General features: G+C 70.4%; 25 protein-coding genes. 9 read left to right on the top strand and 16 right to left on the bottom strand.

Annotated elements, in window-relative coordinates; all coding sequences use genetic code 11:
- Positions 1-203 precede the first annotated feature (203 nt).
- Together FKR81_RS01225 and FKR81_RS01230 are read right to left on the bottom strand one after the other, a co-directional pair.
- Positions 204-5,666 (bottom strand): ATP-binding protein, encoded by a 5,463-nt coding sequence (locus FKR81_RS01225; protein ID WP_146348994.1) that lies wholly within the window; start codon positions 5,664-5,666, stop codon positions 204-206.
- A gap of 185 nt (positions 5,667-5,851) precedes the next feature.
- Positions 5,852-6,244, bottom strand: a complete 393-nt coding sequence (locus FKR81_RS01230; protein ID WP_146348995.1) for a hypothetical protein — start codon at positions 6,242-6,244, stop codon at positions 5,852-5,854.
- A gap of 35 nt (positions 6,245-6,279) precedes the next feature.
- Here FKR81_RS01230 and FKR81_RS01235 point away from each other — a divergent pair, with 35 nt between their 5' ends.
- On the top strand, positions 6,280-6,618 hold the full coding sequence (locus FKR81_RS01235; protein ID WP_146348996.1) for a nuclear transport factor 2 family protein: 339 nt from the start codon (positions 6,280-6,282) through the stop codon (positions 6,616-6,618).
- Here FKR81_RS01235 and FKR81_RS01240 read toward each other — a convergent pair.
- The 4 genes from FKR81_RS01240 to FKR81_RS01255 all read right to left on the bottom strand — a co-directional run bounded on the left by FKR81_RS01240 (position 6,590) and on the right by FKR81_RS01255 (position 10,816).
- Positions 6,590-7,870, bottom strand: a complete 1,281-nt coding sequence (locus tag FKR81_RS01240; protein ID WP_186762684.1) for an MFS transporter — start codon at positions 7,868-7,870, stop codon at positions 6,590-6,592. The genes FKR81_RS01235 and FKR81_RS01240 overlap by 29 nt on opposite strands.
- A gap of 71 nt (positions 7,871-7,941) precedes the next feature.
- Positions 7,942-9,018: a family 2 encapsulin nanocompartment cargo protein terpene cyclase gene (locus FKR81_RS01245; protein WP_146349175.1), complete on the bottom strand. Its 1,077-nt coding sequence runs from the start codon at positions 9,016-9,018 to the stop codon at positions 7,942-7,944.
- Between the two features lie 7 nt (positions 9,019-9,025).
- Positions 9,026-9,880 (bottom strand): geranyl diphosphate 2-C-methyltransferase, encoded by an 855-nt coding sequence (locus tag FKR81_RS01250; RefSeq protein ID WP_146348998.1) that lies wholly within the window; start codon positions 9,878-9,880, stop codon positions 9,026-9,028.
- A gap of 129 nt (positions 9,881-10,009) precedes the next feature.
- Positions 10,010-10,816 carry a DUF427 domain-containing protein gene (locus FKR81_RS01255; protein ID WP_407936494.1) on the bottom strand — a complete coding sequence of 269 codons (807 nt, stop codon included), beginning with the start codon at positions 10,814-10,816 and terminating at the stop codon, positions 10,010-10,012.
- Here FKR81_RS01255 and FKR81_RS01260 point away from each other — a divergent pair.
- Positions 10,815-11,636 (top strand): hypothetical protein, encoded by an 822-nt coding sequence (locus tag FKR81_RS01260; protein WP_146348999.1) that lies wholly within the window; start codon positions 10,815-10,817, stop codon positions 11,634-11,636. The genes FKR81_RS01255 and FKR81_RS01260 overlap by 2 nt on opposite strands.
- On the opposite strand, the gene FKR81_RS01265 is transcribed toward FKR81_RS01260, so the two are convergent.
- Positions 11,625-12,383: a TetR/AcrR family transcriptional regulator gene (locus FKR81_RS01265; protein ID WP_235921179.1), complete on the bottom strand. Its 759-nt coding sequence runs from the start codon at positions 12,381-12,383 to the stop codon at positions 11,625-11,627. The genes FKR81_RS01260 and FKR81_RS01265 overlap by 12 nt on opposite strands.
- 77 nt (positions 12,384-12,460) lie before the next feature.
- Here FKR81_RS01265 and FKR81_RS01270 point away from each other — a divergent pair, with 77 nt between their 5' ends.
- Both FKR81_RS01270 and FKR81_RS01275 read left to right on the top strand, forming a co-directional pair.
- Complete coding sequence (locus FKR81_RS01270; RefSeq protein ID WP_146349000.1) at positions 12,461-13,411, top strand: ATP-binding cassette domain-containing protein; 951 nt, start codon at positions 12,461-12,463, stop codon at positions 13,409-13,411.
- Positions 13,408-14,181, top strand: a complete 774-nt coding sequence (locus FKR81_RS01275) for an ABC transporter permease (RefSeq protein WP_146349001.1) — start codon at positions 13,408-13,410, stop codon at positions 14,179-14,181. Before FKR81_RS01270 ends, FKR81_RS01275 begins: the two co-directional genes overlap by 4 nt.
- A 72-nt stretch (positions 14,182-14,253) precedes the next feature.
- Here FKR81_RS01275 and FKR81_RS01280 read toward each other — a convergent pair whose 3' ends face one another.
- The 9 genes from FKR81_RS01280 to FKR81_RS01320 form a co-directional block, all read right to left on the bottom strand.
- Positions 14,254-15,024: a DUF6390 family protein gene (locus FKR81_RS01280; RefSeq protein ID WP_146349002.1), complete on the bottom strand. Its 771-nt coding sequence runs from the start codon at positions 15,022-15,024 to the stop codon at positions 14,254-14,256.
- Positions 15,021-15,248: a HypC/HybG/HupF family hydrogenase formation chaperone gene (locus FKR81_RS01285; RefSeq protein ID WP_146349003.1), complete on the bottom strand. Its 228-nt coding sequence runs from the start codon at positions 15,246-15,248 to the stop codon at positions 15,021-15,023. Before FKR81_RS01285 ends, FKR81_RS01280 begins: the two co-directional genes overlap by 4 nt.
- Positions 15,249-15,346: 98 nt before the next feature.
- Entirely contained in the window at positions 15,347-15,817 is a 471-nt protein-coding gene (locus tag FKR81_RS01290) for a hydrogenase maturation protease (protein WP_146349004.1), read from the bottom strand.
- Complete coding sequence (locus FKR81_RS01295) at positions 15,814-16,911, bottom strand: hypothetical protein (RefSeq protein WP_146349005.1); 1,098 nt, start codon at positions 16,909-16,911, stop codon at positions 15,814-15,816. Before FKR81_RS01295 ends, FKR81_RS01290 begins: the two co-directional genes overlap by 4 nt.
- A complete protein-coding gene (locus FKR81_RS01300; protein ID WP_146349006.1) occupies positions 16,908-17,543 on the bottom strand; it encodes a DUF6084 family protein in 636 nt (211 codons plus the stop codon). Before FKR81_RS01300 ends, FKR81_RS01295 begins: the two co-directional genes overlap by 4 nt.
- Positions 17,540-18,118: a DUF5947 family protein gene (locus FKR81_RS01305; protein WP_146349007.1), complete on the bottom strand. Its 579-nt coding sequence runs from the start codon at positions 18,116-18,118 to the stop codon at positions 17,540-17,542. The genes FKR81_RS01300 and FKR81_RS01305 overlap by 4 nt, the downstream gene beginning before the upstream one ends.
- Positions 18,115-18,891 carry a NifU family protein gene (locus FKR81_RS01310; RefSeq protein WP_146349008.1) on the bottom strand — a complete coding sequence of 259 codons (777 nt, stop codon included), beginning with the start codon at positions 18,889-18,891 and terminating at the stop codon, positions 18,115-18,117. The genes FKR81_RS01305 and FKR81_RS01310 overlap by 4 nt, the downstream gene beginning before the upstream one ends.
- Complete coding sequence (locus tag FKR81_RS01315) at positions 18,888-20,687, bottom strand: nickel-dependent hydrogenase large subunit (protein ID WP_146349009.1); 1,800 nt, start codon at positions 20,685-20,687, stop codon at positions 18,888-18,890. The genes FKR81_RS01310 and FKR81_RS01315 overlap by 4 nt, the downstream gene beginning before the upstream one ends.
- Before the next feature lie 4 nt (positions 20,688-20,691).
- The gene (locus tag FKR81_RS01320; RefSeq protein ID WP_146349010.1) at positions 20,692-21,732 is read right to left on the bottom strand and encodes an NADH-quinone oxidoreductase subunit B family protein; all 1,041 of its coding nucleotides are present in this window, start codon (positions 21,730-21,732) and stop codon (positions 20,692-20,694) included.
- Positions 21,733-21,884: 152 nt separating this feature from the next.
- Between FKR81_RS01320 and FKR81_RS01325 the strand changes: the two genes are divergently transcribed.
- Genes FKR81_RS01325 through FKR81_RS01345 form a run of 5 tightly spaced genes read left to right on the top strand, consistent with a single transcriptional unit; the run spans position 21,885 to position 25,971 of the window.
- Positions 21,885-22,169, top strand: a complete 285-nt coding sequence (locus tag FKR81_RS01325) for a muconolactone Delta-isomerase family protein (RefSeq protein WP_186762685.1) — start codon at positions 21,885-21,887, stop codon at positions 22,167-22,169.
- A 24-nt stretch (positions 22,170-22,193) separates the two neighbouring features.
- Positions 22,194-22,517: a helix-turn-helix domain-containing protein gene (locus FKR81_RS01330; protein ID WP_146349012.1), complete on the top strand. Its 324-nt coding sequence runs from the start codon at positions 22,194-22,196 to the stop codon at positions 22,515-22,517.
- 22 nt (positions 22,518-22,539) lie between these two features.
- Entirely contained in the window at positions 22,540-23,487 is a 948-nt protein-coding gene (locus FKR81_RS01335) for an extracellular solute-binding protein (RefSeq protein WP_146349013.1), read from the top strand.
- A complete protein-coding gene (locus FKR81_RS01340; RefSeq protein ID WP_186762686.1) occupies positions 23,484-25,016 on the top strand; it encodes an ABC transporter permease in 1,533 nt (510 codons plus the stop codon). The genes FKR81_RS01335 and FKR81_RS01340 overlap by 4 nt, the downstream gene beginning before the upstream one ends.
- The gene (locus FKR81_RS01345) at positions 25,000-25,971 is read left to right on the top strand and encodes an ABC transporter ATP-binding protein (RefSeq protein WP_186762687.1); all 972 of its coding nucleotides are present in this window, start codon (positions 25,000-25,002) and stop codon (positions 25,969-25,971) included. The genes FKR81_RS01340 and FKR81_RS01345 overlap by 17 nt, the downstream gene beginning before the upstream one ends.

Genomic DNA, 25,971 nt, shown 5'->3' on the forward strand with positions numbered 1-25,971 from the left:
CCGGAGGGCAGGGGTGGGGAGGTCCTCGCTGATCAGGCGAAGCCTTGCCACATCGAAAATGCCTTGTCAAGGCAGCTTTTCCGCCTTGACAAGGCATTTTCGATGTGGCGACCTCTGGTGATCAGCGAGGACCTCCCCACCCCACCACCAAAAGAAAGAGCCCCCACCCAACAGGCAGGGGCTCCTCCACAAACAACCAGCGATCAGCGCAACCCGCGCTCAATCGCCTCAATGATCTGAGGCCGCAACTCGGCAGCCTTGATGATCGCGTCCACAGACCCGACATCCACGGCACGCTGCACACTGTGCACCCGATCGAACTCGGCAGCGACCTCACCGAGCTTCTCGGCCCGCACAGACTGCCGAGTAGAAGCCAACTCGGTGGCGAGAGCAGCCCGCTCAGCCCCAGCGGACTCGGCAACAAGGGCTTCGAGCTTGCGCACCCGCGGATCGTTGGCGGTACGCCCGTCGACGTCACGGGAGAACACCACGGCAGCCGCGGGAGCCCCACCGATCACCGAGGCGAAGGAGCCCTCGACGGCGAGCACGGTCATGTTGGGGTTCAACGCCTTCGAGAACACGACGAACGCACCACCGTGGTACCGCGAGATCACGCAGAACACGATGGGCCCGGAGAAGTTGACGATCGCGCGCCCGATCTCCGCGCCGTACTCGAGCTGCAGCTCGCGCATGGACTCCGGTGAGCCGTCGAACCCGGACAGGTTCGCCAGCACGACCAGCGGCCGGTTGCCCGACGCCGCGTTGATGGCCCGCGCGGCCTTCTTGGACGAACGCGGGAACAAGGTGCCTGCGGTGTAGGTGTCCGGGCCGTCGGTGGGCGGGAAGCCGTGGCGCGGCACGGAACGCGACTCGATGCCGAGCAGGCACACCGGCATGCCGCCGAGGTGGACGTCCTGCACTACGGCCGTCTCGGCGTCCGCCATGCCTGCCCACCGCTCCAGCACCTCGTGGTCCTGGTCAGCCAGTGCGCGCATCACGGTGCGGATGTCGAACGGCTTCTTGCGGTCCGGGTTGGACTCGGCAGAGAAGATCTCGCCGACCGTCGTGAACGGGCTGTCGGCCACGTCGTGCGGGAACGACGAGATGTCGCGGTCCAGCGGGTCGGTGGTGCCGACGCGGCGCGGGCCGGTCTCGCCGGGCGCGATGTAGGTGTGCTCGTAGTGCGCCATCAGCACGTCGCGCGCGGAACGGAGGTCCGGCGCCCAGTACTGCGCCTGGCCGTTCGGGCCCATGACGCGGTCGTAGCCGCCGATGCCGTAGTTGTCCTCGGCCGAGACGCCACCGGAGAAGTCGAGCGACTGCTTGCCGGTGAGCACCATCGCCGAGTCCGGCGTCATGACCAGGATGCCCTTGGTGTGCATGAGCATCGTGGCTTCGGCGTTCCAGTACGGCTGGGCGCCGACGTTGATGCCCGCGACGACGATGTTGATCTCGTTGCCGTCCTGGGTGAACCGGACGATCCGCTTCAGGGCGGCCGCGACCCAGTCCATGTTCTCGGTGCCGGACGACATCGAGATGCGGGCACCGGCGGACAGCGCGAACCACTCCAGCGGCACGCGCATCTCGTCCGCCAGGTCCAGAGCCGCGATGACGCGCGCGCACTCCGGTTCGGACAGCGCGCCGAGCGCCTTCGTCGGGTCACCGAGCAGCACGACGCGGGTCATGCCGTCCGGGTACGCCGCGGTGGGCGTGGTGACGACACCCGCGACGATCGCCGCCGAGTTCTGGCCGCGCGGGCGGTCGACCGCGACGAGCTTGTTCTCGACCAGCTCGTGCTCGACGAACGAGCCGTCGGGCCCGGTGAGCACGTCGATCAGCTCGTACGGGTAGACGGTGCCGCGGCTCTGCGCGCGCAGCACGTTCTGGCGGTAGTCGTCGAGCGGCTGCAGCGCCTCGGAGGGCGGCGGGACGAACGACAGCTGCACGCCGCCGCCCGGCTCCTGGCCGATCCGGACACCCATGTCGGTCAGCTCACCGGTGACGCTGTCCTTGCGGCGCGCGAGGAACAGCACCTCCTCGAGGTCGAGGCCCGCGGTCGTCGGGATGACGCGCTGCGCGATCGCGGTCAGCTCGGCGGACGACAGCTCGGTCGGCGGCCACACGTAGAGCACGACCCGGTTCGTGGCGAGCCGGTTGCGGCCGCCCTGCTGGGCACGCGCCCGGCGGATGCCGTCGAGGCACGTCGCCAGGATGTCCTCCAGCGCGGGCAGCGACACGAGCCTGCCCGCGTCGTCGCGCAACGGCGTCAGGTCGCGGACCTGGGCGAGCGCGACGAGCCGCTCGTCGGTCGGGTTCTGCTTGGCGACGCAGCGGAAGAGGTAGACCTCCTCGTCCAGCGACGGCAGGCGGGTGAGGTCGAACTCGCGCAACCGCTCCAGCTGCATGCGGTCCGCGATGACCGGGTGCAGGCCGCGCACGAGGCGTTCCTCGGCGAAGCCGTTCTCCGTGGCGCGGAACGTGAAGTGGTGGTGCATGACCTCGCCGCGGCGACCGGCGACGGTCGTCGTGATCCGGCTCATCTGCGCGGGTAGCTGCTGGCCGGCAAGCACCTCGCGCAGCTGCGCCGCCATCTCGTCGATGTCGGCCGGGCCGTTCTCCCACGTCACGTAGAGGTCCGCGACGACGGGACCGTCGGCGAGCTCACCGACGGCGCGCACGGCGTCGCCGAGCGACGGGAAGTCGACCGCGGTCGTGACCAGCCGGGTCTCGGCTGGCCAGTGCTCGGCGACGACGAACGTGCAGCCGGACGCGACGACCGAGCGGACGTCGGTCAGGTTGCGGTTGCCGTAGTAGCGGCGCGCCAGCACCTCCAGCAGCGGCACCGGGTCCGTTCCCGGACGGCCGATGCGCTGCCCGAGCAGGCGGACCAGCGGCTCGGCGATCGCCACCATGGTGGAGAGCCGCTCCTCGCGGTCCGGCGAGTCCGGGTTCCGGTCGAGGTGGATCAGGTGCTTGCGGACGTCGCTGTGCGCGCGGGCACGGGTGCGGCGCAGCAGCGGCTGCGCGAACCAGCTGAACACGACGCTGCGCGCGACGTCCGCGACGGCCGGGAACCGGACCTGCGTCGACGAGATCAGGTGCTCGAGCGCGAGACCGACGGTGATCCGGTCCGCCTCGACCGGCGGCTGCTCCTTGAGCCACTGGCGCAGCAACGACGTCACGACGGCCGCGTCGGCCGCGCCGCGCTGCTGGGCGGTGAAGATCCGGAAGACCGCTTCCTCCAGCTCCGGCGTGCGCTTCAGCTCGTCCACGCCGTAGTGCGCGAGGACGTTGGTGAGGCGCTGGCGGAACGTGTCGGAGAGCGCAGCGCGATCGGCGTCGAGGCTCTTCAGGTAGGTGTGGAAGTACTCGCGCGGGCTGTGCACGCGGGTGTCGGTCTTGCTCTCCTCACCGGCGGGACGGTTGCGGGTGAGGTCGCACAGGTCCGCGAACAGCTGCACCAGACCGGCCTCGTCGACCAGCGGCCGCTCGGCGAGCTCACCGCGGGCCGCGATGTAGCTGCCCAGCAGGCGCTTCGCGTCGTCGGTGTCGGTGTCGAACCCGAGCAGCATGCTGCGCAGGTCCTGCAGGCCGCGCGCCGCCTTGTCCTGCGCGGGCAGGTCCAGCTCGCCCGGCAGTTCCAGCTCGACGACCGGCCCCTCGGCCTTCTCGACCGGTGCGTCGTCGTCATCACCGAGCGGTTCGAGCCGCAGCAGCGGCGCACCCGTCGGGACCTGGCTGCCGACCGCGACCGCGCACTCCTTGAGGCGGGCGCGGAACGGCGCGCGCAGCACCGTCTCCATCTTCATCGCCTCGAGCACGAGGACCGGGCCACCGGCCTCGACCTCGTCGCCCACCGCGAGCGGCATCGCGACGACGAGCGCGGGCATCGGCGAGCGCAGCACGCCGCCCTCGTCGATGGTGACGCGGTGGGTGACGCCGTCGACCTCGACGTGGTGCACCGGGCCGTGCGTCGCCGTGACGATGCGGTACCGCACGCCGTTGACGGTGACCTGGCCGGTGTGGTCGTCGAACCGCTCGACGTCGACGTCCGCGGTGAGCGTGGGCTCCTCGGTGCCGACGCCGATGCGGTAGCGGTGCGCGCCGAGCCGGGCGACGCTGACCTTGTAGCTCTGGCCGCGCAGCGCGAACTCGAGCGTGCGCCCGCCCTCGTGCTGGGTGTGCGGGCGACCGCCGTGCGCGGACGACAGCAGCTGCTGCCGCGACACGATCTCCTCGTCCTCGTACACCTCGATGGCCGCGGCGGCGAGCGCGATCGCGGAGTGCCGGTGCGTCACGAGACCGCCCTCGGCGCGGACGCGGTCGATCCAGCCGGTGTCCGCGGAGCCGTCGATCACGGCGGGCTCGGCGAGCAGGTCGAGCACGAAGCTCTTGTTGGTCGCGCCGCCCTCGATGATCACGATGGTCTGCGACATCGCGCGGCGCAGCTTGCCCAGCGCCTCGTCGCGGTCACGACCGTGCACGATGATCTTCGCGATCATCGAGTCGAAGTCGGCCGGGATCGTGTCGCCCTCGCTGACACCGGTGTCGACGCGCACGCCGGGACCGGCGGGCAGCTCGAGCCGGACGATCTTGCCGGGGCTGGGCGTGAAGTCGCGGTCCGGGTCCTCGGCGTTGAGCCGCGCCTCGATGGCGTGGCCGAGCTCGGCGGGCTTCTCGCCCTCCAGCTTGCCGCCGTCCGCGACGTGCAGCTGCGCCTTGACCAGGTCGAACCCGCAGGTGATCTCGGTGATCGGGTGCTCGACCTGGAGGCGGGTGTTGACCTCGAGGAACGCGAACAGCTTCTCGCCGGGGTGGTAGAGGAACTCGACGGTGCACGCGCCGCGGTACTCGACCGCGTTGGCGAGCCGCTCGGCGGACGCCTTGAGGTCCGCGACCTGCTCGGGCGTCAGCACCGGGGACGCCGACTCCTCGATGATCTTCTGGTTGCGCCGCTGGACGGAGCAGTCGCGGACGCCGAGCGCCCACGCCGTGCCCTGCCCGTCGGCGATGACCTGCACCTCGACGTGCCGCGCGCCGGTGACCAGCCGCTCGAGGAACATGACACCGGAGCCGAACGCGCGCAGCGCCTCGGCGCTGGTGCGGTCGAACGACTCGACCAGGTCCTCCTCGTTGGCGATCATCCGGATGCCGCGGCCACCACCGCCCGCGGTCGCCTTGAGCATCAGCGGGTAGCCGATCTGCGCGGCGGCCTGCTTGGCCGCGTCGAGCGTCTCGACAGCTCCCCTGCTCCAGGGCGCGACGGGGACGCCGACCTCCTCGGCGATCAGCTTGGAGCCGATCTTGTCGCCGAGCTTGCGCATGGCCTCGGCGCTGGGCCCGACGAACGCGACCCCGATCCGGTGGCACAGCTCGGCGAACGCGGGATCTTCGGCGACGAAGCCCCACCCGACCCACGCGGCGTCCGCGCCGGTCTCGACCAGCGCGCGTTCGAGCACCGCGTGGTCGAGGTACGGCCGGTTCGCGGCGGCACCCAGGTGGTAGGCGAGGTCGGCCTCCTGCACGAAGGTCGCCGACCTGTCGACGTCGGTGTAGAGCGCCACGGTCTCGATGCGAGACCCGGTCTCCTCAGCTAGCTCGCGGACGGCGTGAATGAGCCGCATGGCGGCCTCACCGCGGTTGACGATCGCGATACGCGTGAACAACGACGATCTCCTCGGGGACAGAGGCCTGCAGCGGCGGTCGCCGCCCAACCGACTACACACTCTCGTCTACTTGCCAGTAGGAAAACTGCTCGAACAACGCGAGTTCTACGCCGTCATTTGTAGGAATCCTCTAAAGGTGAACTGGCCCACAGGCAGCAGCAGATGTCCGCTTTGTGGAGCAACGACTACACCGCGTTCAACGCCTGTTCGACTCGCGCGACCACGGCCTGCTCGGCGGCGGCGACCTGCCCGTCGGCCGTGGCGACCTCGCGGCAGATGGCCAGCACGGCCCGCGGGAACGCCTCCACCTCGGCCGGAGCCTTCGCGCCGAGGATCTTCATCGAGTGCCGCAGCGCCTCCATGACCCCGGCCTCGACGTCCGCGGCCGACCCCTCGGGCAACACCGGTGCCGCCGCGCCGAGCACCGCGCGGAGGTCCGGCGACAGGCTCGTGGTCGCCCGGATGCCCGCGTACGACTCCTCGTCGACGGCGCCGGGGTCGGCGGTGGACACGAGCACCATCGCGCCGAAGACCGCCGTGCGGAGCGTGCGCCCCTCTTCTTCGGTGAACAAAGTCATGGTGATCACCCTAGAGTCCCGGCAGGCTGGCTCTCATGGGGTCACTGGGAGAGCTGGCGGCAGCACACGTGCGCCGCTTCAACGAGGCCGTCCGCACGGGCGACTGGTCCACGTTCGCCGACGGGTTCACCGAGGACGCGACGGTGACGTTCACCGGCCCACCCGTGCCCGCCATGGCGGGGAGGGCGGCGATCGAGGCCGGCTACCGCTCGGCACCGCCCGACGACACGATCACCGCGCTGGCGACCAGGGAGGCCGGTGACCAGGTCGAGGTGGCCTACGCGTGGGACAAGGCGCCGGGCGAGCTGGCGGGCACCATGACGCTCCAGGTGGCGAACGGCCTGATCACCCGACTGGCGGTGCGGCTGGACTGATCCGGCGCTGCGCGACCACCCGCGCACCGAACACCAGGCAGGGCACCAGCAGAACGCCGGAGCACGCGTTCAACCAGGGGTACCCGCCGACGTCGACGACCCATCCGGCCCCGGCGGCGGCCACCGCGGACCCCACCCACATGACCGCGTCGCTGAGCCCCTGCACAGCGGGCCGCGCATCCGCGGGAACGGAGTCGGACAACAGCGCCGACCCGGTGACGAACATGCCGCACCACCCGAACCCCAGCAGGAACAGAGCGACGGCCAACCGCACCGCGTCACCGGGAGCAGCGGTCCCGCCGATCACCAGCGACAGCCCCATCACCACCGTCGAGCCGACCATGACGGGCACCGAACCCACCCGGCCCGCCACCCAGCCGAACACGGGCGACACGGCGTACATCCCGGCGAAGTGCAGGCTCAGCACCACGCCGATGAGCCCGACGTGCGACACCCCGTGCTCCATGTGCACCGGCGTCCACGTCATCACCGAGATCATGACGGTGTGCCCGACCGTGGTGGTGATGATGGCGTACCGGGCCCGCGTGCTGGCGCCGACAGCCGATGCGCCGGCACCGACCCGCTCCCAGAAACCCTTCCGCACCACAGTGGCACCAGGCTCCACAGTGGACAGCCGGGACAACAGCAGTGGGTCGGGGCGCATGAACGCGGTCACCACGGCCCCGGCGACGGCGAACCCGGCCGCGGCGATCAGGAAGACACCGGTCCACTCGGGCAACCCGGTCCACCGGGCGACCACGGCGCCGAGCGGGCTGACGTTCGGCCCGGCGACGGCACCGACGGTGGTCACCCACACGATCAGCGAGATGCTCTTGGCCGACCCGCTCTCGGAGGGCAGGTCGGTGGCGGCGAACCGGGCCTGGAAGTTGGTGACGGTCGCGAACCCGACGAGCAGCCCGCCCACGATGAACACCGGGTACGAGTGCCAGACGATGGCGATCACGGACACCAGCGCGCCGACGGCGGCCGTCCAGTACCCAGTGGCGATCCCGGCCCTGCGCCCCCGCGCATCGGTGATGCGGCTGATCAGAGCGGTGGCCACGACCGGCCCGAACCCGGTGATGGCCAGCACGATGCCGACCAGGGTGCTGGACCCGGCCAGCGACACCGCGACCACCGCGGTCACCGTGTAGGCGACGGTCGTCCCCACACTGCTCAGCACCTGGGACACCAGCACCGTGCGCAGCACGCGGCTGCGCACCCGGTCCACCGTCAGGTCCGTTGTGGACAAGTGCATCCCCCCAGATGACCAGCGTCGAGACCACGATAGTAGTCACAGACGCCGGTCAACCGGGCATGGTTTCAGGCGTAACGGGGGTTGGTCGCGTGCCACTCGAAGCCGCCACCCATCCACGCGCGCACCCCGCGCAGGAACCGGTGCAGCTCGGGCGACGGCACGGCCTGCAAAGCCTTGTGCCCCTCCTCGAAGTCGCGAACCAGCTGGTTGTGCAACGAGACCGTCTCCTCGACGGCCTCCGCGATCGAACAACCCCGGTCCGCCGCGATCTGCAGCACCATGTTGCACACCGGGTTCTCGTCGGCCGCGTCCTTCTCGACGGAGAGCAGGTCGTTGACCATCACCGATGCCGTGCCCGCCTGGGTGAGCGCGCGCCGGACGCGCGGCTCGTAGTACAGGTGCGCGGGCAGCTCGTACCCGCCGACGGCGTCGATCAGCGTCATCGACGTGTAGAAGCTGTCGTGCTGCCGGGTGGCGAGGTACTTCCACGCGGGCGGGTACTCGCCGGTGAACCGCCACGCCGCGTAAGCGTTCCAGCTCACGAACATCGCGAACGTCGAGTAGCAGACCCGTTGCACCACAACGGAACCGCTCCTGCGCGCCAGGTGCTCCGTCGCGGAACGCAGTGCCACCAGCACCTTGTCGCTCCGCAACGCCTCCTCCAGCGACGCGGTGAACTCCCCCGCGGGCGCGACCGGGTCCATGGCCGCCATCACCAGCGCCAGCCGCGGCGGCAGTTCCACCGGCGTGGCACCGCGTTCGCTGTCGTCGGCGTACAGGTCGTCCGCCGCCCACCACGCCGCGTTGAGGCGCGCGGCGAGCAGCAGCTGCTCCGGGTCGTCGGTGTCGACGTGGGTGAGCACCGCGAGCCTGCCGAACCCGGCCGTGCCCAGCATCTCGGACTCGTCGTCGTCGAAGCCGCAACTCTTCGCCCAGCCGACGAGGCGTTCGTCGACGACGGCGGCGAGCGCGTCGTCCACGCGCTCCGCCACCGGGACGTACAGCGGGGACGCCGAACCGTCGCCCCACTGCCGTTCCACGTAACCGGGCTCGTGGACGGGAGGCGGCGGTTCGGCGATCCGCGACGCGATGCGCGCTGCCGACGTTCCAAGACCGGTCGGACCGGCCAGGATGTCGTTCATCACCAGGTCAGATCCGATCGGCGGCGATGAGGAGGTAGTGGAAGCTGCCCTCGCGGTACGCGGTGAGGAACGGGTCCTCGATGCCGGTCGCCACGGACGACTCGGCGCGCAGCTCCCAGTACGGGATGGTCGCGGCGGTCAGGTCGACCACGTTGATCGGCACGAACCCGTTGTCCGCCAACGCCTTGAAGTACGTGCTGCGGGCGTGGATGTTGCAGATGTAGTGCTGGTCGATCTGGCTGACCGCGCGCGACCGGCCGCCGGTCACGTCGTTGTAGCAGCCGGTGATCGTGACGTACCGGCCGCCGGGCGCGATGAGCCTGGCGTGCGCGGCGAACAGCTGGTGCAGGTCCACGTACATGGTGGACTCGTTGTTCCAGATGCCGCGCATCGAGCCGGTCTCGAAGCCGGTGTCGAGCATGTTCTTGAAGTGGTAGCGGACCTTGTCGTCGACACCGCGGCGGCGCGCCTCGCCGTTCGCGAACTCGACCTGCGTCTCGGAGATGCTGACGCCGTCCACGCGGCAGCCGAACCGCTGGTTGGCCATGATGCTCGTGCCACCGCGGCCGCAGCCCGCGTCCATCAGCCGGTCCTCGGGGCGGATGTCGCCGAGGTGGTCGAGCAGCACGTCCGCCTGCGCGGTCTCCAGCCGGTGCAGCTCGGCGATGATCGCCTGGTCCCGCACCTCCACCGGGGCGTGGAGCACGGCCGGGTCGTACCCGCCGATGCCGTAGTGGTGGTGGTAGAGGTCGTCGACCTCGCCGAGCTTGATGTTGACCGGGTCCTTCTCCTTGTTCCAGTAGTCGGCGACCGAACGCTGGTAGTCGGTGCGCAGGACCGGTTTCACATCGGCAGTGGTCATGGTTCGCCTGGCTCCTCGTGGTTCTCGGTTGAGCGCCACCGAGACTTCCGCGCCCTCCGATCACCGGCCAGCCGCCAAGCGGGGGTTCGTTCGTGCACGAACGAGTGACCAAGACCAACACTGGGTGTATCAGCTGAACGGCGTCTTCGGCCGTTCGAGCAACTCGCCGTCGACGTGCAGGTCGACCCGCTCGTTGTAGAAGCAGGCCAGGCCGATGACCTTCTGGCTCTCCGGCAGCGGCGAGCGGTAGGTCCAGACGAGATCGGGGTAGACCTTGCCGTTGACCTCGGCCGACCAGTACGTGGCGGTTCCCTTGTAGGGACACCGGGTCTGCGTGTCGCTGGGCCGCAGCAGGTCCGTCCGGACGTCGGTGAGCGGAAGGTAGTAGCGCGGCGGAAGCCCTGTCTCAAAAAGGATTCTCGGTTGGGTGGAATCGGCGAGAGTCACCCCGTCGAGCACGACCTTGACGTGCCGTGAGCTGCTCAGCACGTCCACGCGCGAGTAGGGATCACGCGGATGGACGTACACCGGCTCGTCCTCCTCGAGCCACTCGTCCATCGCGTTCCAGTCGAACCGGACCAGCTCGCGCAGCTCCTCGAACGGCGAGTCGGCGTACCGGAGCGCACCGCCCTCGGCCGTCGCGCGCGCCGTCTTCACGTCGAACACCTCGCCGTCGCCCCTGCTCGGCGACCGCTCGACCCGGCCGGCCGGCGTCAGCTCGGCCTTCACGTCCTCGACCGGGATGTAGTACGCCGGGTAGTACGGCACCTCCCACACCAGCCGGGGTTTCCCGGTGTCGGCGACCAGCTCGCCGCCGAGGTAGACCCGGACCCTCTTGGCGGACTCCTCCACCCTGACCCGTCCACGCCGCGTCTCGCTCATGTCCCGCACAACGCGGTGACGCCGCTCACCCTTCCCGGTAACTTGGATGATCATGGGGGACAAGTTCTGCATGAACTGCCGGGAACGCGTGCGGGGCAAGGCGAGCGGGCGCGATCGGGGCCCGGACGTCGCGTGGCACGCGCAGTGCCGGCGGTGCGCGGAGCTGGTCGAGGACCAGATGGAGCTCGTGCTCACCGTCGAGCGCAGGAACAAGCCGGTCGAGATCCGCCGGTGTCTCACCTGCGGCGCGGAACGGACGTGCCAGCCGGGGTGGCGCACCCGGTGCCACCTCTGCCTGGACGAGCGGTCGACCGACGTGGCGGTGCGGCGGGACCTGGTGCTGGTGGACGCGCTGGCGCGGTACGCGCAGCCGGGCTGGACGATCATCGCGGGCGACGTGCTCGGCCTGCCGTGGACCGATGACCCGTACACGGCGAAGTCGCACGGCACGTTCGGGCGGCACGACGCGTGCGGCCGCGTCCAGGTCATGTCCCGCAACCGCGACGAGTGCCGGGCGTGCCCACCGGAGCCGGGCTCGCGCACCCTGCGCGGCCGCGCCGACGACACGCACTACTTCTACCTGGTGAAGTACAAGAGGGTCGTCAAGTTCGGCCGCGGCTACGACGGGCGCGTGCGGGACCACCTGCGCCAGGGCGCCGTGCCGGTGCGCGTGCTCGCCGCGCGGTACGCCGACACCCACATCGCGGAGCTGGCGCTGAAACGCAGGCACGCCAAGGACGTCCTGCGCGGGATCACCGGCGTGCCCGAGTCGTTCGGCACCGGCACCGAGGTGCTGCCCGCCCGGATGTCACCGGACCTGCTCGCGTTCCTGCCGGCGAGCGAGGACGTCACGCACCGGTACTCACCCCTTTGAGCCGACGAGCACCGCGACCCCGTCGAGCAGCCGCACCAGCCCGAACTCGAACGCGCGCGACGGGTCGACGGCGGCGCCGTACTCCGCGCCCGCCTCGGCACCGACCACGGCGGCGACCGGGTACTTCTCCGCGTCGAACACCTTCTCCAGCAGCGGCGAGTACTCCTCCCACCACTGGTCGTCCGTCGCACCGGTGCGCTGCTCGACCTGGGCCGCTTCGACGGCGTTGCGCGCGGCGCCGTGCGCGTAGTCGGTGACGAAGCCGATCACCAGGTCCATCTCGATGCTCGTGAGCCCGATGCCGTTGACCGCGCGCAGCTCGTAGTCGTACTTGGCGATCATGTTGGGCCCGAGCACCGGACGGCTCGACGACACCTGGAGCAGCCACGGGTGGCGCACGTTGAGCCGCCAGTTCTCCCGCGCGACGTGCTCCAGCTTCGCCCGCCAGTCGCCAGCCACCTCGACCATCTCGATCTCGCCGACCACCCGGTCGACGAGCACGTCGATCAGCTCGGCCTTGCTCGGGACGTACCCGTAGAGCGACATGGCGGTGATGCCGAGGTCCCCGGCGACCCGGCGCATCGACAGCGCGTCCAGCCCCTCGGCGTCGGCGATCGCGATCGCGACGCGCACGATGTCGTCGACCGTGAACCGGGGCTTGGGGCCGCGCTTCGGCTTCTCCTCCTGCACTCCCCACAGCAGCTCGAGGCTGCGCTTCGGGTCCCCACTGCCGCCGTACACGGTCACCGTTGAAAACTCCCTACACCGTAGAGTATTGTTCGGCCATAACGCCCTACACTGTAGAGAGTTTCTGGAGGGACGTCATGCCAGCTCCCGCGGTCGTCGCCGAGAACCTGCGCAAAAGATACGGCGAGACCCAGGCCCTCGACGGACTCGACCTGACCGTGGCACCGGGCGCGGTGCACGGCCTGCTCGGCCCGAACGGCGCGGGCAAGACCACCGCCGTCCGCGTGCTGACCACGTTGCTGCGCCCCGACTCCGGGCACGCGTCGGTCGCCGGGTGCGACGTGCTGCGGCAGCCGGCGGACGTGCGGCAGAAGATCGGACTCGTCGGCCAGAACGCGGCCGTCGACGAGCTGCTCAGCGGACGGCAGAACCTCGTCATGTTCGGCAGGCTCTACCACCTGGGCGTGGCCGCGGCCCGGCGCAGGGCCGACGAGCTGCTCGAACGCTTCCGCCTCGCGGACACCGGCGGCAAGCCGGTCAGCAAGTACTCGGGCGGCATGCGGCGGCGCCTCGACCTCGCGGCCGGCCTGATCATGGCGCCGGCCGTGCTGTTCCTCGACGAACCGACCACCGGTCTCGACCCGCGCGGCCGCAACGACGTGTGGGACGCCGTGCGCTCGCTCGCGGCGGGCGGCACCACGGTCGTGCTGACCACGCAGTACCTGGAGGAGGCCGACCAGCTGGCCGGACGGATCTCGGTGATCGACCACGGCAGGGTCATCGCGGAGGGCACGCCGGACTCCTTGAAGCGACAGATCGGGGCGGATCGCATCGACGTCGTGGTGCGGCACACCGCCGACGTGCCCGCCGCGGCGGCTCTGCTGGCTCGGGTCGCTGGTGCGACCGCGGAGACGCTGCCCGAGCAGCGGCGGGTCAGCGCGCCGGTGCGGGACCGGATGGCCGCGCTGGCGGCGCTGGTGCCCGCGCTCACCGCGGAGGGGATCGACGCCGAGGACGTGGTGCTGCGCAGGCCGACGCTCGACGAGGTGTTCCTGCAGCTGACGGACAAGAAGGAGGTCGTGGCATGACCGCGCTGCGCTGGGCCGTCGCCGACGGCTGGACCGTCACCCTGCGAGACCTCACGCACAAGGCGAACCAGCCGGTGCAGCTGGTGATCAACCTGTTGTTCTCGGTCATGGTCCTGCTGATGTTCAGCTACCTGTTCGGCGGCGCGATGGACGTGCCGGGCGGGAACTACCAGGAGTTCCTCGTGCCCGGCGTGCTCGCGCTGACCATGGTGTTCGGCATCGAGGCGATGTTCACCGCGGTCAGCACGGACGTCAACCGCGGCGTGACGGACCGGTTCCGCTCCATGCCGATGGCACCGTCGGCCGTGGTGCTGGGCCGGTGCGCCGCGGACATGATCGACGCGGTGCTGGCGCTGACCGCGCTCGTCGCGGCAGGGCTGGCGATCGGCTGGGAGTGGCACAACGGGCTGCCGTCCGCATTGGCCGCGTTCGGCCTGCTGCTCCTGCTGCGGCTCGCGATGCTGTGGATGGGCATCTACCTCGGGCTGGTGCTGCGCAACCCGGAGGCGGTGATGGCGCTGCAGATCCTGGTGTGGCCGCTGGGTTTCCTGTCGAACGCGTTCGTCTCGCCCGGCACCATGCCTGGCTGGCTCGGCGCGATCGCCGAGTGGAACCCGTTGTCCGCCACGGCCGCCGCGACGCGTGAGCTGTTCGGCAACCCCGGCTGGGGCGGCGACAGTTCCATCCTGCTGGCCGTGGGGTGGCCGGTGCTGCTGATCGCGGTGTTCTGCCCGCTCGCGATCCGCCGCTACCGCGACCTGAGCCGCTGACCCGAGCGGATCGCCGCCCCAGCAGGAGCGTGGTCGATGCCAGTTGCCCGGCCGACGTTGCGTGACAAGCCACTAGCCGTGTTCGACAGCCAGAGCCGCGCCGCGGTGCTCGACGCGGTGGTTGGTGATGTCGAGCTGCCGCAGCGTGAAGTGCCGCAACTGCCCGAGCTGGCGCGTGGTCAGCCGGTCGCACACCCAGTCCCAGTGCAGCGACACCCAGTCGCCCGGCACCAGCTCACCCAGATATCCCAGCCCGGAGGCGGACCGCAGAGCCGACTCGACGCGCGGCGGGCCGAACGCGAGGTCGTGGCCGTCGTAGACCAGCGGGCGGGACCGCACGAGCGCCCGGTCGCCGTCCAGCGACTCGACCTGCCCCCACCGGATGCGGCACCGGTCGAGCACGGTCAACGCCGCGGTGGCCTTGCGGTCGTCCCGCAACAGCCCGACCCACGGGTAGATGCAGAACACGTGGAAGCTGTGGTGCGGCACTCCCCCGGCCAGCACGCTCTCGACCAGGTGCGGGAACTGCAGGCCGGTGCGCGGCCGGAACCGGTCCTCCATCGACGCCGCGATGTGCCCGAGCCGCAACGAGTCCAGCAACGGCGTGCCGACCCAGTAGGCCTCGACCACCCTGCGGTCCAGCGGGTCGGAGATGCCGGAACCCGAGGCGATCAGCTCGAGGTACGGCCAGGCGCCTGCGAACCCGCGCGCCAGCTCGACCAGTCCGGGATCGACCACCCCGGCCGCGCCGTACTGCAGCAGAGCCGCGCTGTCCGCCGGCCCGCAGTAGCCCAGTGAGTTCGGCGGGTACGCGTAACGCACGAAGAGCTGGGCCCCGTTCATTCCGCCGCCATGATGTTCAGCATCGCGCGTGCGTCCTCCGCTTCGGCAGGGGTCATGAGGGACAGCGCGAAACCCATGTGCACCAGCACCCAGTCACCGGACTCCGGCGGGAAGTCCAGCAGGCTCGTGTTGATCGCGCGGCGCACACCGGCGATGTCGGCCACCATCAGGTCGGGATGACCTTCGTGGGGGCCGATGATCTCGGCGGGCAGTCCGAGGCACATGCGTCACATCCTGCTGATCTGCCGGTACCGCCTGAAGTCCTTGGCCGACCGCACGAGGAACACGGTCAGCGCGGCGATGATCAGCAGCTTGAGCACCTTCACGAACACAGCTCCTCCTTCGTGGCGACGAAGCGTTGCACCGCGCGCAACGCCGGTTCGACAGCGGCCTCCACGGCAGGGCTGAGACCGAGGTGGGGCGAGGTGTCGGCCGGTTCGCAGGCCACCAGCAGCACCCGGTGCACGCTGCCGCCCAACGCGCGCAACAACCCCAGCACCTTGTCCGGGTCCAGGTCGTGCGCGTCGAGCGGTGCGGCATCCACAGTGGACACATCGACTTCGAGAACGGTGACGCTGCCCGGTTCCAGGCCGCGCGGGGAGGCGTCCACGAGCACCAGCACGTCCCAGCCGTCGAGCAGCTCGTACGCCAGGTGCACGCCGCGGATGCCGAAGTCCTTCACCCGCACGTCCTCCGGCACGTCGAGCGAGCACAGCCTGCGGGCCACCTCGCAGCCGAAACCGTCGTCCCCCAGCAGGACGTTGCCGACCCCCGCGACGAGCATCCTGGTCATACCGGCTCCACCTCGTCCGGCGCGAAGTACAGGAAACGGCCGTGCCAGCGCTGGATGTCCGAGTCCGGGTCCTCCGGGCACAGCGCCAGGTGCACGTTGCCGTCGACGTCGTGCAGGATCTCCTCGACGACGGCGAGGCGTCCGGCGAGGAACAGGTCCTGCGCGTCGGCGCGCCGCGTGCCGGGACGCATCCGCACCCGGCTGCCCTTCCGCACCGGCACCCCACCGACGACCAGCCGCGGCGAGACGGACCGGATCGCGCCGTGCAGGCGTTCCATGATCTCCGGCGACAATCCGTCCACCCGGTCGATCAACGCCGCCGCGCGCGGGTCGGTCGCGCGCGCCTCTGCCTTCTCCTCGTCGGTCAGCACGAGCGTCCGCAACGTCAGGATCTCGTCGATCTCGGTGCCGTCGAACAGCTCTCCCGGGCTCTCCGGTGCGATCTCGGGGTGGTCGGGCAGGATGATCGGCGCGGCCAGCACCATCGACCGGCACTGCGGCGGGCCGGCGAGCACGGGCCACGAACCGACGTTCGAGCACGTCGAGACCTCGAAGGACGCCCACTCCGGCGGGTCGGCCATCGACACGAACGCACCGTCCGGTACGTCGATCAACAGGTGCTGCGCGACCATCGCGAACGGCAACGCGTCGTCCCGCGTGACCAGAACCCCTTCAGCAGCAGCGACGTTCCGCACGCGCACGCGCAACTTGACCGCCTGATAGGGCCCGGCGACCCGCCACGCCCTGATCCCGACCTCGACGTCGCCGTCCACGGTGTGCACGACCTCGTCGGCCAGCGCGCCGACCACACCGGTGAACGCGTGCTCGTGCTCGACGCCGGAGTCCCAGCCGTCCGTGCGCTCCAGCCGCAGGTACCGCACGGTCACCGTCACCGACGCGGAGTCGGGCGCGTCGAGCAGGCACTCGGTGAGGCTCTCGGTGCGCTCGGACGGGTCGTCGTACGCGGGCGGCATCAGCACGCCCCACTGGAACCGCGTCCGGTTCTTCTGCGCGGACTTCCGGTACGGGTAGAGGACGTACCCCTCGTACAGGACGGCGTCCGCCACGCGCCGGGCGTGTTCCAGGAAAGTCACGGCATCCGCTCCTCCACCGAGTCGAGCAGCGCCAGCAGCGTGGCGTCCCACGTGGGCAGCGCGCGAGTGGACTTGAACCGGCGCAGAGCGTCGATGGTCTCGCGGCCGCACCGGATCCAGCCGCTGTTGGGGAAGTGCGTGTCGACCATCTGCCGCCACGTGGCGACGGGCAGCCGGAAGGAGACCTCCTTGCTCCACGGCACCTGCGTCACCTGCATCCGCCCGTCGTCGACGGCGAACACCGAGCCGCTGAACAGCAGCAGCAACGGCACCTCGCCCTCTTCGAGACCGGCGAAGTACGCGCCGGAGGCGACCTCCAGGTCGTAGCCGCACGGCACGTCCAGGTCGACGTCGCACAGGCTGCTGAACCCCGGCACCATGACCGAGACGTTCGCCAGCTGCAACGGTTTCAGCGTCTCGCCCCACCGCGACACGTCACCGAAGAGATCAGCGAGCCGCTCGGCCTCGGCGGGGGTGTACCGCCGGCGGTGCGGCTCGATCCGCAGCTGGCACCGCAGCGCGATGGCGTCGACGCGGGTGTCCGAGGTGATCCGCAGCGTCAGCACCAGGCCCGGCGCCGCGGCGTACGGGTCGACGCGCGCTCCAACGCAGTCGAAACCCAGCTCGGTCATGACGCACCCGCCCGAGCCTTGAGCCGGTCGAAGAAACCCGTGATCGCCGTGTGCGCCTCCGCACCGCCGTCGAATCCCTGCCACGTCGAGCGCACCAGCCCGACGAGCTCGTAGCAAGAGTCCACCGGCACCAGGAAGCACTCCCGTTCGTCCCTGCGCAGCAGGATCGCCTCGACGTCCGGCTCGGCCTCGCCCAGCAGGGGGTGCCCGGCGACGACCCGTTCCCACGCGGCGAGGTCCAGCAGGCACTCGGTGGCACCGGCCGGGCTCGGGTAGAACGCCTGGCCGTTCAGGACGAACACCACGCCGACCGGGATCTGCAGCTCGTCCCACTCGAACTCGGCCAGCCCTTCGTCACGCACCACGCGCTCGGGGATCGCGCGATAGCGGCCGGCGCCGCGCGCGGTGAAGAGCAGGTAGCAGGGACGGCACGCGCACATCAGCGCCCGGTGTTCCAGGTCGACGACGTGACCGTGTTCCACCGGGATGCCAGTTCCGCACATCTCGCAGCGCTCGGGTGGTGGTGGCCGGGGCGCGGGCACCGCGCCGACGAACCGTCCGAGCCCGCGGTTCACGACGCCACCGCCACCCGCAGCCCCTGCCCGTCGGACAACAGCGGCACCGGGTCGAGGTGCTGCTCCAGCCCGTCGAGCCCGGCGCCGTGCAACCGCACGTCGAACGCCGATCCGCAGCCGGGACAGGTCAGCCGCTCCCCCGCCAGCGTGCCGGTGCCGAGCGAGCCCGCGCACACCGGGCAGGTGTCGCGGTAGGCGTACAACGTGCCACGCACCGCACACGTCAGCACGGCGACGCCGTTGACCGACACGACCTCCGGCTTGCCGGTGGGCGGACCCGGTGCGGGCAGTGCGGTCCAGCCGGGCGGCGGTCCCATCCCGATCTGCAGCACGGTCTCGCGCACCACGCCCTCGACGTCGATGCCGGACAGCTCCGGTGCCGCGACCTCGATCGCGCCCTCGATCGCCATCCGCACGGTCTCCGTCGACGACGGGCAGCCGGAACAGCTGCCCTCCAGCCGCAGGTGCGCGACGCCGTCGTCGGTGACGCCGAGGTACTCGACGCCACCCGCGTGCGACCCGAGGTAGGGCCGCACCTTGTCCAGCGCGCGCTGGACGCGGGTGTCGACGTCGTCGGGGTGCAGGCCGTGCACCAGCAGCAGGCTCTCCACCAGCGGATCGGCCGTGAGCGTCCGGACGTCGACGACCTCGGCGATCCGTTCGAGGCAGTCGCCGTACAGCCCGACGAGCAGCCGGACCAGTTCCTCCGCGCGGGGCGGCAGCGAGGCGACCAGTTCCTCGATGCGCGCACCGACTTCGCGCGCGTCGGTCATGTCGCGAGCGTGACGAGACCAGCGGGCGAGTGGACCTGTTCGAGCACCTTTCCGTTGCCGAGGAACATGTGCACGCCGCACGGCAGACACGGGTCGAAGCTGCGCACCGCGCGCATGATGTCGATGCCCTTGAAGTTGTCCGGCGGGTTCTCCTCGAAGATCGGCGTGTTCTGCACCGCGTCCTCGTACGGGCCGGGCGTGCCGAACGAGTCGCGCACGCTGCCGTTCCACGGGGTCGGCGGGTACGGGTGGTAGTTCGCGATCTTGCCGTCGCGGATCACCATGTGGTGCGACAGCACGCCGCGGACGGCCTCGGTGAAGCCGCAGCTGAACGCGTTCTCCGGGACCTTGAACGGGGTCCACGTCTTCGTGCGGCCCGCGCGGATCTCCGCGAGCGCCTGCTCGACGAAGTACAGCGCGACGGCGGCCGAGTAGGCCTGGAAGTACGTGCGGGCGCGGTTGCGCTCGAGCGCGTTGCTCCACCGCGGGATCTTCCACTCGAAGCTGACCTCGGGCTTCAACGCCGTGCGCGGCAGGTTGATCTGCACGCTGTGCCCGGTCGCCTTCACGTAGCCGCAGTCGACGAGCCCGGAGAGCGCGGTCGACCACAGCCTGGCGATCGGGCCGCCACCGGTGTCGAGCGCGAGGTGGTCCGCGCCGTCGAACCAGCGCGGCGACATGGTCCAGCTGTACTTGTCGTCGAAGTCGCGCTTCTGCGGCCTGGGGATGGTGTGCTGGTTCCACGGGTGCCGCACGTCGATCGGGTTGCCCAGCTCGTCGTGCGTCACGAACACCTCGCGACCCTCCCAGTCCTCGTAGTACGAGGAGCCGAGCAGGATGCGGATGCCGAGGTTGATGTCGACGAGGCTGTTGGTGACGAGCTTCCCGTCGACGACGACGCCGGGGGTGACGAACATCTTGCGGCCCCACGACGCCATGTTGCGGTAGGTGAAGTCGCAGTGCTCCGGGTCGTTCAGGCTGCCCCAGCAGCCGAGCAGCACGCGCCGCTGGCCGACCTTCTCGTAGCCGGGCAGTGCCTCGTAGAAGAAGTCGAACAGGTCGTCGTGCATCGGAACGACGCGCTTCATGAACTCCACGTAGCGCATCAGCCGGGTCAGGTAGTCCGTGAACAGCTGCACGGTCGCGACCGTGCCGACCCCGCCGGGGTACAAAGTGGACGGATGGACGTGCCTGCCCTCCATGAGGCAGAACATCTCCCGCGTCCACCGCGACACCTGCAGCGCCTCGCGGTAGAACTCGCCCTCCAGCGGGTTGAGCGAGCGCATGATGTCACCGATGGTCTTGTACCCGTGGTCGCCCGCGTGCGGCGACTCGGTGCGGTTGGCCAGCTCCAGCACGCCGGGGTTGGTCTCGCGGACCATCTTCTCGCAGTAGTCCACGCCGACCAGGTTCTCCTGGAAGATGTTGTGGTCGAACATGTACTCGGCGGCCTCACCGAGGTTGATGATCCACTCGCCGAGGTGCGGCGGCGCCACGCCGTAGGCCATGTTCTGGTTGTAGACCGAGCACGTCGCGTGGTTGTCACCGCAGATGCCGCAGATGCGGCTGGTGATGAAGTGCGCGTCGCGCGGGTCCTTGCCCTTCATGAAGATGCTGTAGCCGCGGAAGATCGACGAGGTGCTGTGGCACTCGACGACCTCCTTCTGCTTGAAGTCGATCCGGGTGTAGATGCCGAGGCTGCCGACGATCCTGGTGATCGGGTCCCACGCCATGTCGACGGTCTGGGACTCGGGCACCGCCGAGTCGTCGGTGCGCTGGCCCTTGGTCGCGGTCATGTCGTCACCAGCTCTTCTGGTAGCCGGTTGTGAGCTCGGTGCCCTTGCGGCGCCACTTGGGTTCCTTGTCGACCTTGCGCATCGTGTAGTTGCGCAGCGCCCTGATCACGACGCCGTACGCGCCGCTCGCCGTCGACGAGACGCGTGAGCCGGGTGGCGGGTCCATGAACGGCATGAACTTGTCCGGGAAGCCGGGCATGGTGCAGGCGATGCAGATGCCGCCGACGTTCGGGCAGCCGCCGACGCCGTTGATCCAACCGCGCTTCGGCACGTTGCACTTCACGACGGGGCCCCAGCAGCCGAGCTTCACGAGGCACTTCGGCGAGCCGTACTCGTTCGCGAACTGGCCCTCCTCGTAGTACCCGCCGCGGTCGCAGCCCTCGTGCACGGTGTGCTCGAAGAGCCACCTCGGGCGCAGCGCCTCGTCCAGCGGGATCATCGGCGCCTGTCCGGCGACCTGGTACAGCAGGTAGAGGATCGTCTCGGACAGGTTGTCCGGGTGGATCGGGCAGCCGGGCACGCACACGATCGGCAGGCCCGCCTTGGACTTCCAGTCCCAGCCGAGGTAGTCGGGCACGCCCATCGCGCCGGTCGGGTTGCCCGCCATGGCGTGGATGCCGCCGTAGGTGGCGCAGGTGCCGACCGCGAGCACCGCGGTCGCCTTGGGTGTCAGCCGGTCGAGCCATTCGCTGGTCGTCATCGGCTGGCCCGTCGCCGGGTTGTTGCCGAAGCCGCACCAGTAGCCCTCGTCCTTGATGGCCTCGTTGGGGATCGAGCCCTCCACGACGAGGACGAACGGGTCGAGCTCACCCCGGTCCGCCTTGTGCCACCACTCGATGAAGTTGTCGGCGCCGGTCTCCGGCCCGCACTCGAAGTCGATCAGCGGCCAGTGGACCGCGACCTTCGGCAGACCGGGCAGCGCGCCGAGGACGATCTCCTCGATGCTGGGCTGCGTCGCCGCGGTGAGCGCGACCGAGTCGCCGTCGCAGCTCAGCCCGCCGTTCATCCAGAGGATGTGCACCACCGGTTCGGTTTCCGCGGCCATGAGTGGCCTCCTCGCGCCGCGAGAGTGGATGTCAAATTCGACGTTAGACCCGCGCTGTCTGCCCAGCAAGATGACAAAAGACCTGGTCAGAATGCATGCAGGTGCTATTTCCACTTCCGGCATTTCCGGATTTCGTGCGCTATCTTGAACGGGTGAAGTTCCTCGTTCTGTGGCGCATGGAGCTGACGCTGTTGTCGCGCGGGATGGCGGCGGCGGTCGCCCGGATGCCCGAGTACGCGGAACCGCTGGAGCGCGACGGCCGAGTGGTGGCTCGCTACCACCTCGTGGGGCAGCACGGCGGCGCGTGGATCTACGACGTGTCGTCCAACGAGGAGCTCGACCGGCTGCTCGGGATGTCGCCGGTCTACAACCTGGCCCGCTACGAGGTCCACGCGCTCGCGGAGATGAACCCACCGGATCCCGGATTGACGGAGTAGCACGACCGGCGAACACTGGCTGTGATGGGCGCCACCGGACGGGAGTTGGCGCGCGAGCGCCACTGGATCTGCGCGCAGCGGCTGCGCGACCGCCGCCGCGCACTCGGCCTGACCCAGATGGACGTCGTGACCCGGCTCGGCGGGTGCACCACCAACCGCGTGCTCAGCGAGATGGAGAACGGCCGGGGCCTCGACCTCGGCTGGCTGCCAGAGCTCGCCACCGCACTCGACTGCACCGTCACGTACCTGGTCGGTCTCACCGCCGACCCGACGCGGTGGGAGCCGGACGACCACGGTCCCGCCGCCAGGTCCAGCAGCTGGATCCTCGGCCCGGACATCCCGGACTGAACCGCACTCCCCGGAGGCCCCGATGAAGTGGCCCTCGTCCCTGCTCGCTCTCGTCCTGCTCGCCGCGTGCTCCGCGGCACCCACCCCGAGCGCGAGCGCTCCGCCGAACATCACCCTCTACACGTCGGTCACCCAGAACACCGTCGACGAGGTCGTCAACGGGTTCAAGGCAGCCAACCCCGGCGCGAACGTGGAGGTCTTCCGCGCCACCACCGGCAACCTCAACGCACGCATCGCGGGCGACCAGCGCACCGGCGGCGTGCAGGCCGACGTCATCTGGGGAACCGACCCACTGTCCATGCAGTCCTATGCGGCACAAGGGTTTCTGCGGGCGAAGCCGATCACCGCGCCGGACGGGATCCCATCGCTCGGCGTCGACCAGCTCTACGCGACGCGCGTGCTGCACGTCGTGATCGTGGCGGCCAAGGGCGTCCCCGTCGCCGACTGGCCGGACCTCGCCGGGCCCGCGGTGCAGGGCTCGGTCGCCGTGCCCGACCCGGCCGCCGCGGGGTCCGCGCTCGCCGCGCTCGGCCACTTCGGCGTCGACTACTACCGCACGCTCAAGGACAACGGCGCCGCACAGGTCGCCACGGTGCCCGAGGTGATCACCACCGTCGCCGAGGGCCGGTACAAGGCCGGGATCACGCTCGACTCCGAGGTGCGCGCGGCGATCACCAAGGGCTCACCCGTCCAGCTGGTGTGGCCGTCGTCGGGCGCGGTCGCCGTGTACAGCCCGATCGCGGCGACGACCCGTGAGCAGAACCGTTCCGGCGCCGAGAAGTTCCTGTCCTACGTGCTGTCCGCCGACGGGCAGAAGGCGATCGCCAAGACCGGCTGGCAGCCCGTGCTGCCCGGTGTCGCCGGACCGCCGAAGCCCGAGGGTGCGAAGGAGATCAATCCCGACTGGACGGAGCTGTTCGGGAAGCAGCAGGAGGTTCTGAAGCAGTACCAGGCGTTGTTCGGCAAGTGAGGACCGCGCTCGTCCTCGTGCTGCTGGCGGCGCTCGTCGGAGCGCCGCTGGTGGCACTCGCGCGGGTCGCGGGCGAACGCGGCTGGTCCGCCGCGTTCGACACGTTGACCTCGCTCGAGACCGGTACGGCGGTGCGCAACACGCTGGTGCTCGCGGTCGTGGTGACCGTGCTGGGCTGTGCCTGCGGCACGGCGGTCGCGCTGACGACGCGCGATGCCGGGCGGTGGCTGCGACTGGCGTTGCTGCTGCCGGTGCTGGTGCCGGAGTTCGTGCTCGGGTTCGGGTGGAGCCAGGCGTACGGGCCGTCCGGCTTCGCCGACGACCTGCTCGGCGTGGAGGTGCCCGGCCTGCTCGGGCCGGTCGGGATCGTGCTGGTGCTGACCGTCCACGCCGTGCCGCTCGCCTACCTCGCGGTCGCGGCCGGGCTCGCGGTGCGCGCCGAGCCGGATCTCGAACGCGCGGCGCGGGCGTCCGGCGCCGGCCCGTTCGTCGTGCTGCAGACGGTGCTGCTTCCGTTGCTGCGCCTGCCTTTGCTCGCCGCCGGCGTACTGGTGTTCGTGACGACGGTGAACAGCTTCGCGATCCCGCAGGTGCTCGGCGGCTACCCCACGATGACCACCCTGGTGTACGCGGACCTCAACCTGTCCGCCGATCCGGACGCGTTCGGTCAGCTGACCACCGTGGCGCTGGCGATGGCCGCGCTGGTGCTCGTGGTGGTGGGGCTGGCGGACACCGTGCTCGGCTCGTCCGTGGTGCGGACCGGGACTCCCGGTGCGGTTGCTGGTCGTTCTCGCCGTCACTGGTTCCTCGGTGCGTACACGGTTTTCGCCATCGGACTGCCAATGCTGGTCGTGCTGGGTGTGTCGATCACCCGCGGTCCCGGTCTGGCGCCGGTGCCCGCGAACTGGACGCTGGCGAACTACGTCACCGCGTTCGCCGGTCCGACCTGGCCCGCTCTCCTGCGTACCTTGCTGCTCGCCGTGCTGGCTGCGGCGATCCTGACCGTCCTCAGCGGACTCGTGGTGTCGCTGCGCCGGCCGGTGCTCGGGACGGTGCTGACGCTGTGCTTCGCGGTGCCCGGCTCGGCTTTGGCGGTGGGCACGCTGATCGCGTACGGCAGGCTGCTCGGCACGTCCGCGGCGATCATCCTGGTGGTGTACCTGGCGAAGCTGTGGGCGGTCGCGTACCGGCCGGTGCTCGCCGGGGTGGACCGGCTCGGCGCTGATCTCGTGCCCGCCGCGCGGTCGAGCGGGGCCCGTCCGTTCACCGCGGTGCGGACCGTGGTGCTGCCGCCTCTCTCGACGGCCCTGGCCACCGCGGCCGGGCTGGTGTTCGTGCTCGCGTCGCACGAGCTGACCATGTCGAGCATCCTGTACGGACCGGGCAGCCAGACGTTCGCCGTGGTGGTGCTCAACCAGCAGCAGCTCGGTGACGTCGGGGCGAGCGCGGCGCTGTCCGTCGTGCTGACCGCGCCGCTCGCGCTGCTGGCCGTGCTGCTCCTGCGAGGTGCGCGTGCCAGAACGTCCTGACCTCGCGACCGGACCGGCGCCCGCACTTGCCTGCCGTGACCTCGTGCTCGGCCACGGGTCGGCACCCGTGCTGTCCGGCCTGAACCTGACGTTGCCGCCGGGCCGCACGCTCGCGCTGCTCGGGCCGTCCGGCTCGGGCAAGACGACCCTGCTGCACGCGATCGCCGGGTTCGTGACGCCGATGTCCGGCTCGGTGCTGCTCGGCGGGCGCGACGTGCACGGGGTGCCGCCCGAGCGGCGCGCGGTGGGCGTGGTGTTCCAGAGCTGCGCGCTGTGGCCGCACCTCACCGTCCTCGACACCGTCGCCTACCCGCTGCGCCGGGCGGGCGCGTCTGGCGGGGTGGCTCGTGATCAGGCCGCGGAGTTGTTGTCCCGCTTGAAGATCTCCTCGTTGGCGGCGCGCAAGCCTGCCGAGCTGTCCGGTGGCGAGCAGCAACGGGTGGCGCTCGCACGGGCGCTGGCGCGCAGGCCGGACGTGTTCCTGTTCGACGAGCCGACCGCGCACCTCGACGCCCACCTGCGGACCGTCGTGCTGGACGAGATCGCGCGGCAACGCGGCGAGGGCGGTGCGGCCGCGGTCTACGCGACGCACGACGCGACCGAGGCGCTGGCGATCGCCGACCTCGTCGCCGTGCTGCACGGCGGCGGGCTCGCCCAGCTGGGGACACCGGAGGAGGTCTACGCGGCGCCGGTCGACGAACAAGTGGCTCGGCTGACCGGCCCGGTGTCGGTGTTCGACGGCGCGCTGGTGCGGCCGGACTGGGCGTGCCTCGGCGGTCCGCTCACCGCCACGGTGGCCGAGGTGAGGTTCCGCGGCCCGCACACCGACTACCTGCTGAGCACCCCGCGCGGCTGCGTGCTGGTCCGTTCCGCCGGGCCGCCGGAACACGAACCGGGCGCTTCGGTCGGCTGGACCTTGTCACGCCGGGTTACGCTGAGCCCAGAGGTGCGTTGA

This window comes from Lentzea tibetensis (assembly GCF_007845675.1).
Lineage (GTDB): Bacteria > Actinomycetota > Actinomycetes > Mycobacteriales > Pseudonocardiaceae > Lentzea > Lentzea tibetensis.

Coding starts and splice junctions, on each gene's coding strand:
- FKR81_RS01230 (WP_146348995.1), bottom strand. CDS start 6,244: ATGACTTTGTTCACCGAAGAAGAGGGGCGCACGCTCCGCACGGCGGTC.
- FKR81_RS01235 (WP_146348996.1), top strand. CDS start 6,280: ATGGGGTCACTGGGAGAGCTGGCGGCAGCACACGTGCGCCGCTTCAAC.
- FKR81_RS01245 (WP_146349175.1), bottom strand. CDS start 9,018: ATGAACGACATCCTGGCCGGTCCGACCGGTCTTGGAACGTCGGCAGCG.
- FKR81_RS01250 (WP_146348998.1), bottom strand. CDS start 9,880: ATGACCACTGCCGATGTGAAACCGGTCCTGCGCACCGACTACCAGCGT.
- FKR81_RS01260 (WP_146348999.1), top strand. CDS start 10,815: ATGGGGGACAAGTTCTGCATGAACTGCCGGGAACGCGTGCGGGGCAAG.
- FKR81_RS01255 (WP_407936494.1), bottom strand. CDS start 10,816: ATGATCATCCAAGTTACCGGGAAGGGTGAGCGGCGTCACCGCGTTGTG.
- FKR81_RS01270 (WP_146349000.1), top strand. CDS start 12,461: ATGCCAGCTCCCGCGGTCGTCGCCGAGAACCTGCGCAAAAGATACGGC.
- FKR81_RS01275 (WP_146349001.1), top strand. CDS start 13,408: ATGACCGCGCTGCGCTGGGCCGTCGCCGACGGCTGGACCGTCACCCTG.
- FKR81_RS01280 (WP_146349002.1), bottom strand. CDS start 15,024: ATGAACGGGGCCCAGCTCTTCGTGCGTTACGCGTACCCGCCGAACTCA.
- FKR81_RS01285 (WP_146349003.1), bottom strand. CDS start 15,248: ATGTGCCTCGGACTGCCCGCCGAGATCATCGGCCCCCACGAAGGTCAT.
- FKR81_RS01290 (WP_146349004.1), bottom strand. CDS start 15,817: ATGACCAGGATGCTCGTCGCGGGGGTCGGCAACGTCCTGCTGGGGGAC.
- FKR81_RS01300 (WP_146349006.1), bottom strand. CDS start 17,543: ATGACCGAGCTGGGTTTCGACTGCGTTGGAGCGCGCGTCGACCCGTAC.
- FKR81_RS01310 (WP_146349008.1), bottom strand. CDS start 18,891: ATGACCGACGCGCGCGAAGTCGGTGCGCGCATCGAGGAACTGGTCGCC.
- FKR81_RS01315 (WP_146349009.1), bottom strand. CDS start 20,687: ATGACCGCGACCAAGGGCCAGCGCACCGACGACTCGGCGGTGCCCGAG.
- FKR81_RS01320 (WP_146349010.1), bottom strand. CDS start 21,732: ATGGCCGCGGAAACCGAACCGGTGGTGCACATCCTCTGGATGAACGGC.
- FKR81_RS01330 (WP_146349012.1), top strand. CDS start 22,194: ATGGGCGCCACCGGACGGGAGTTGGCGCGCGAGCGCCACTGGATCTGC.
- FKR81_RS01335 (WP_146349013.1), top strand. CDS start 22,540: ATGAAGTGGCCCTCGTCCCTGCTCGCTCTCGTCCTGCTCGCCGCGTGC.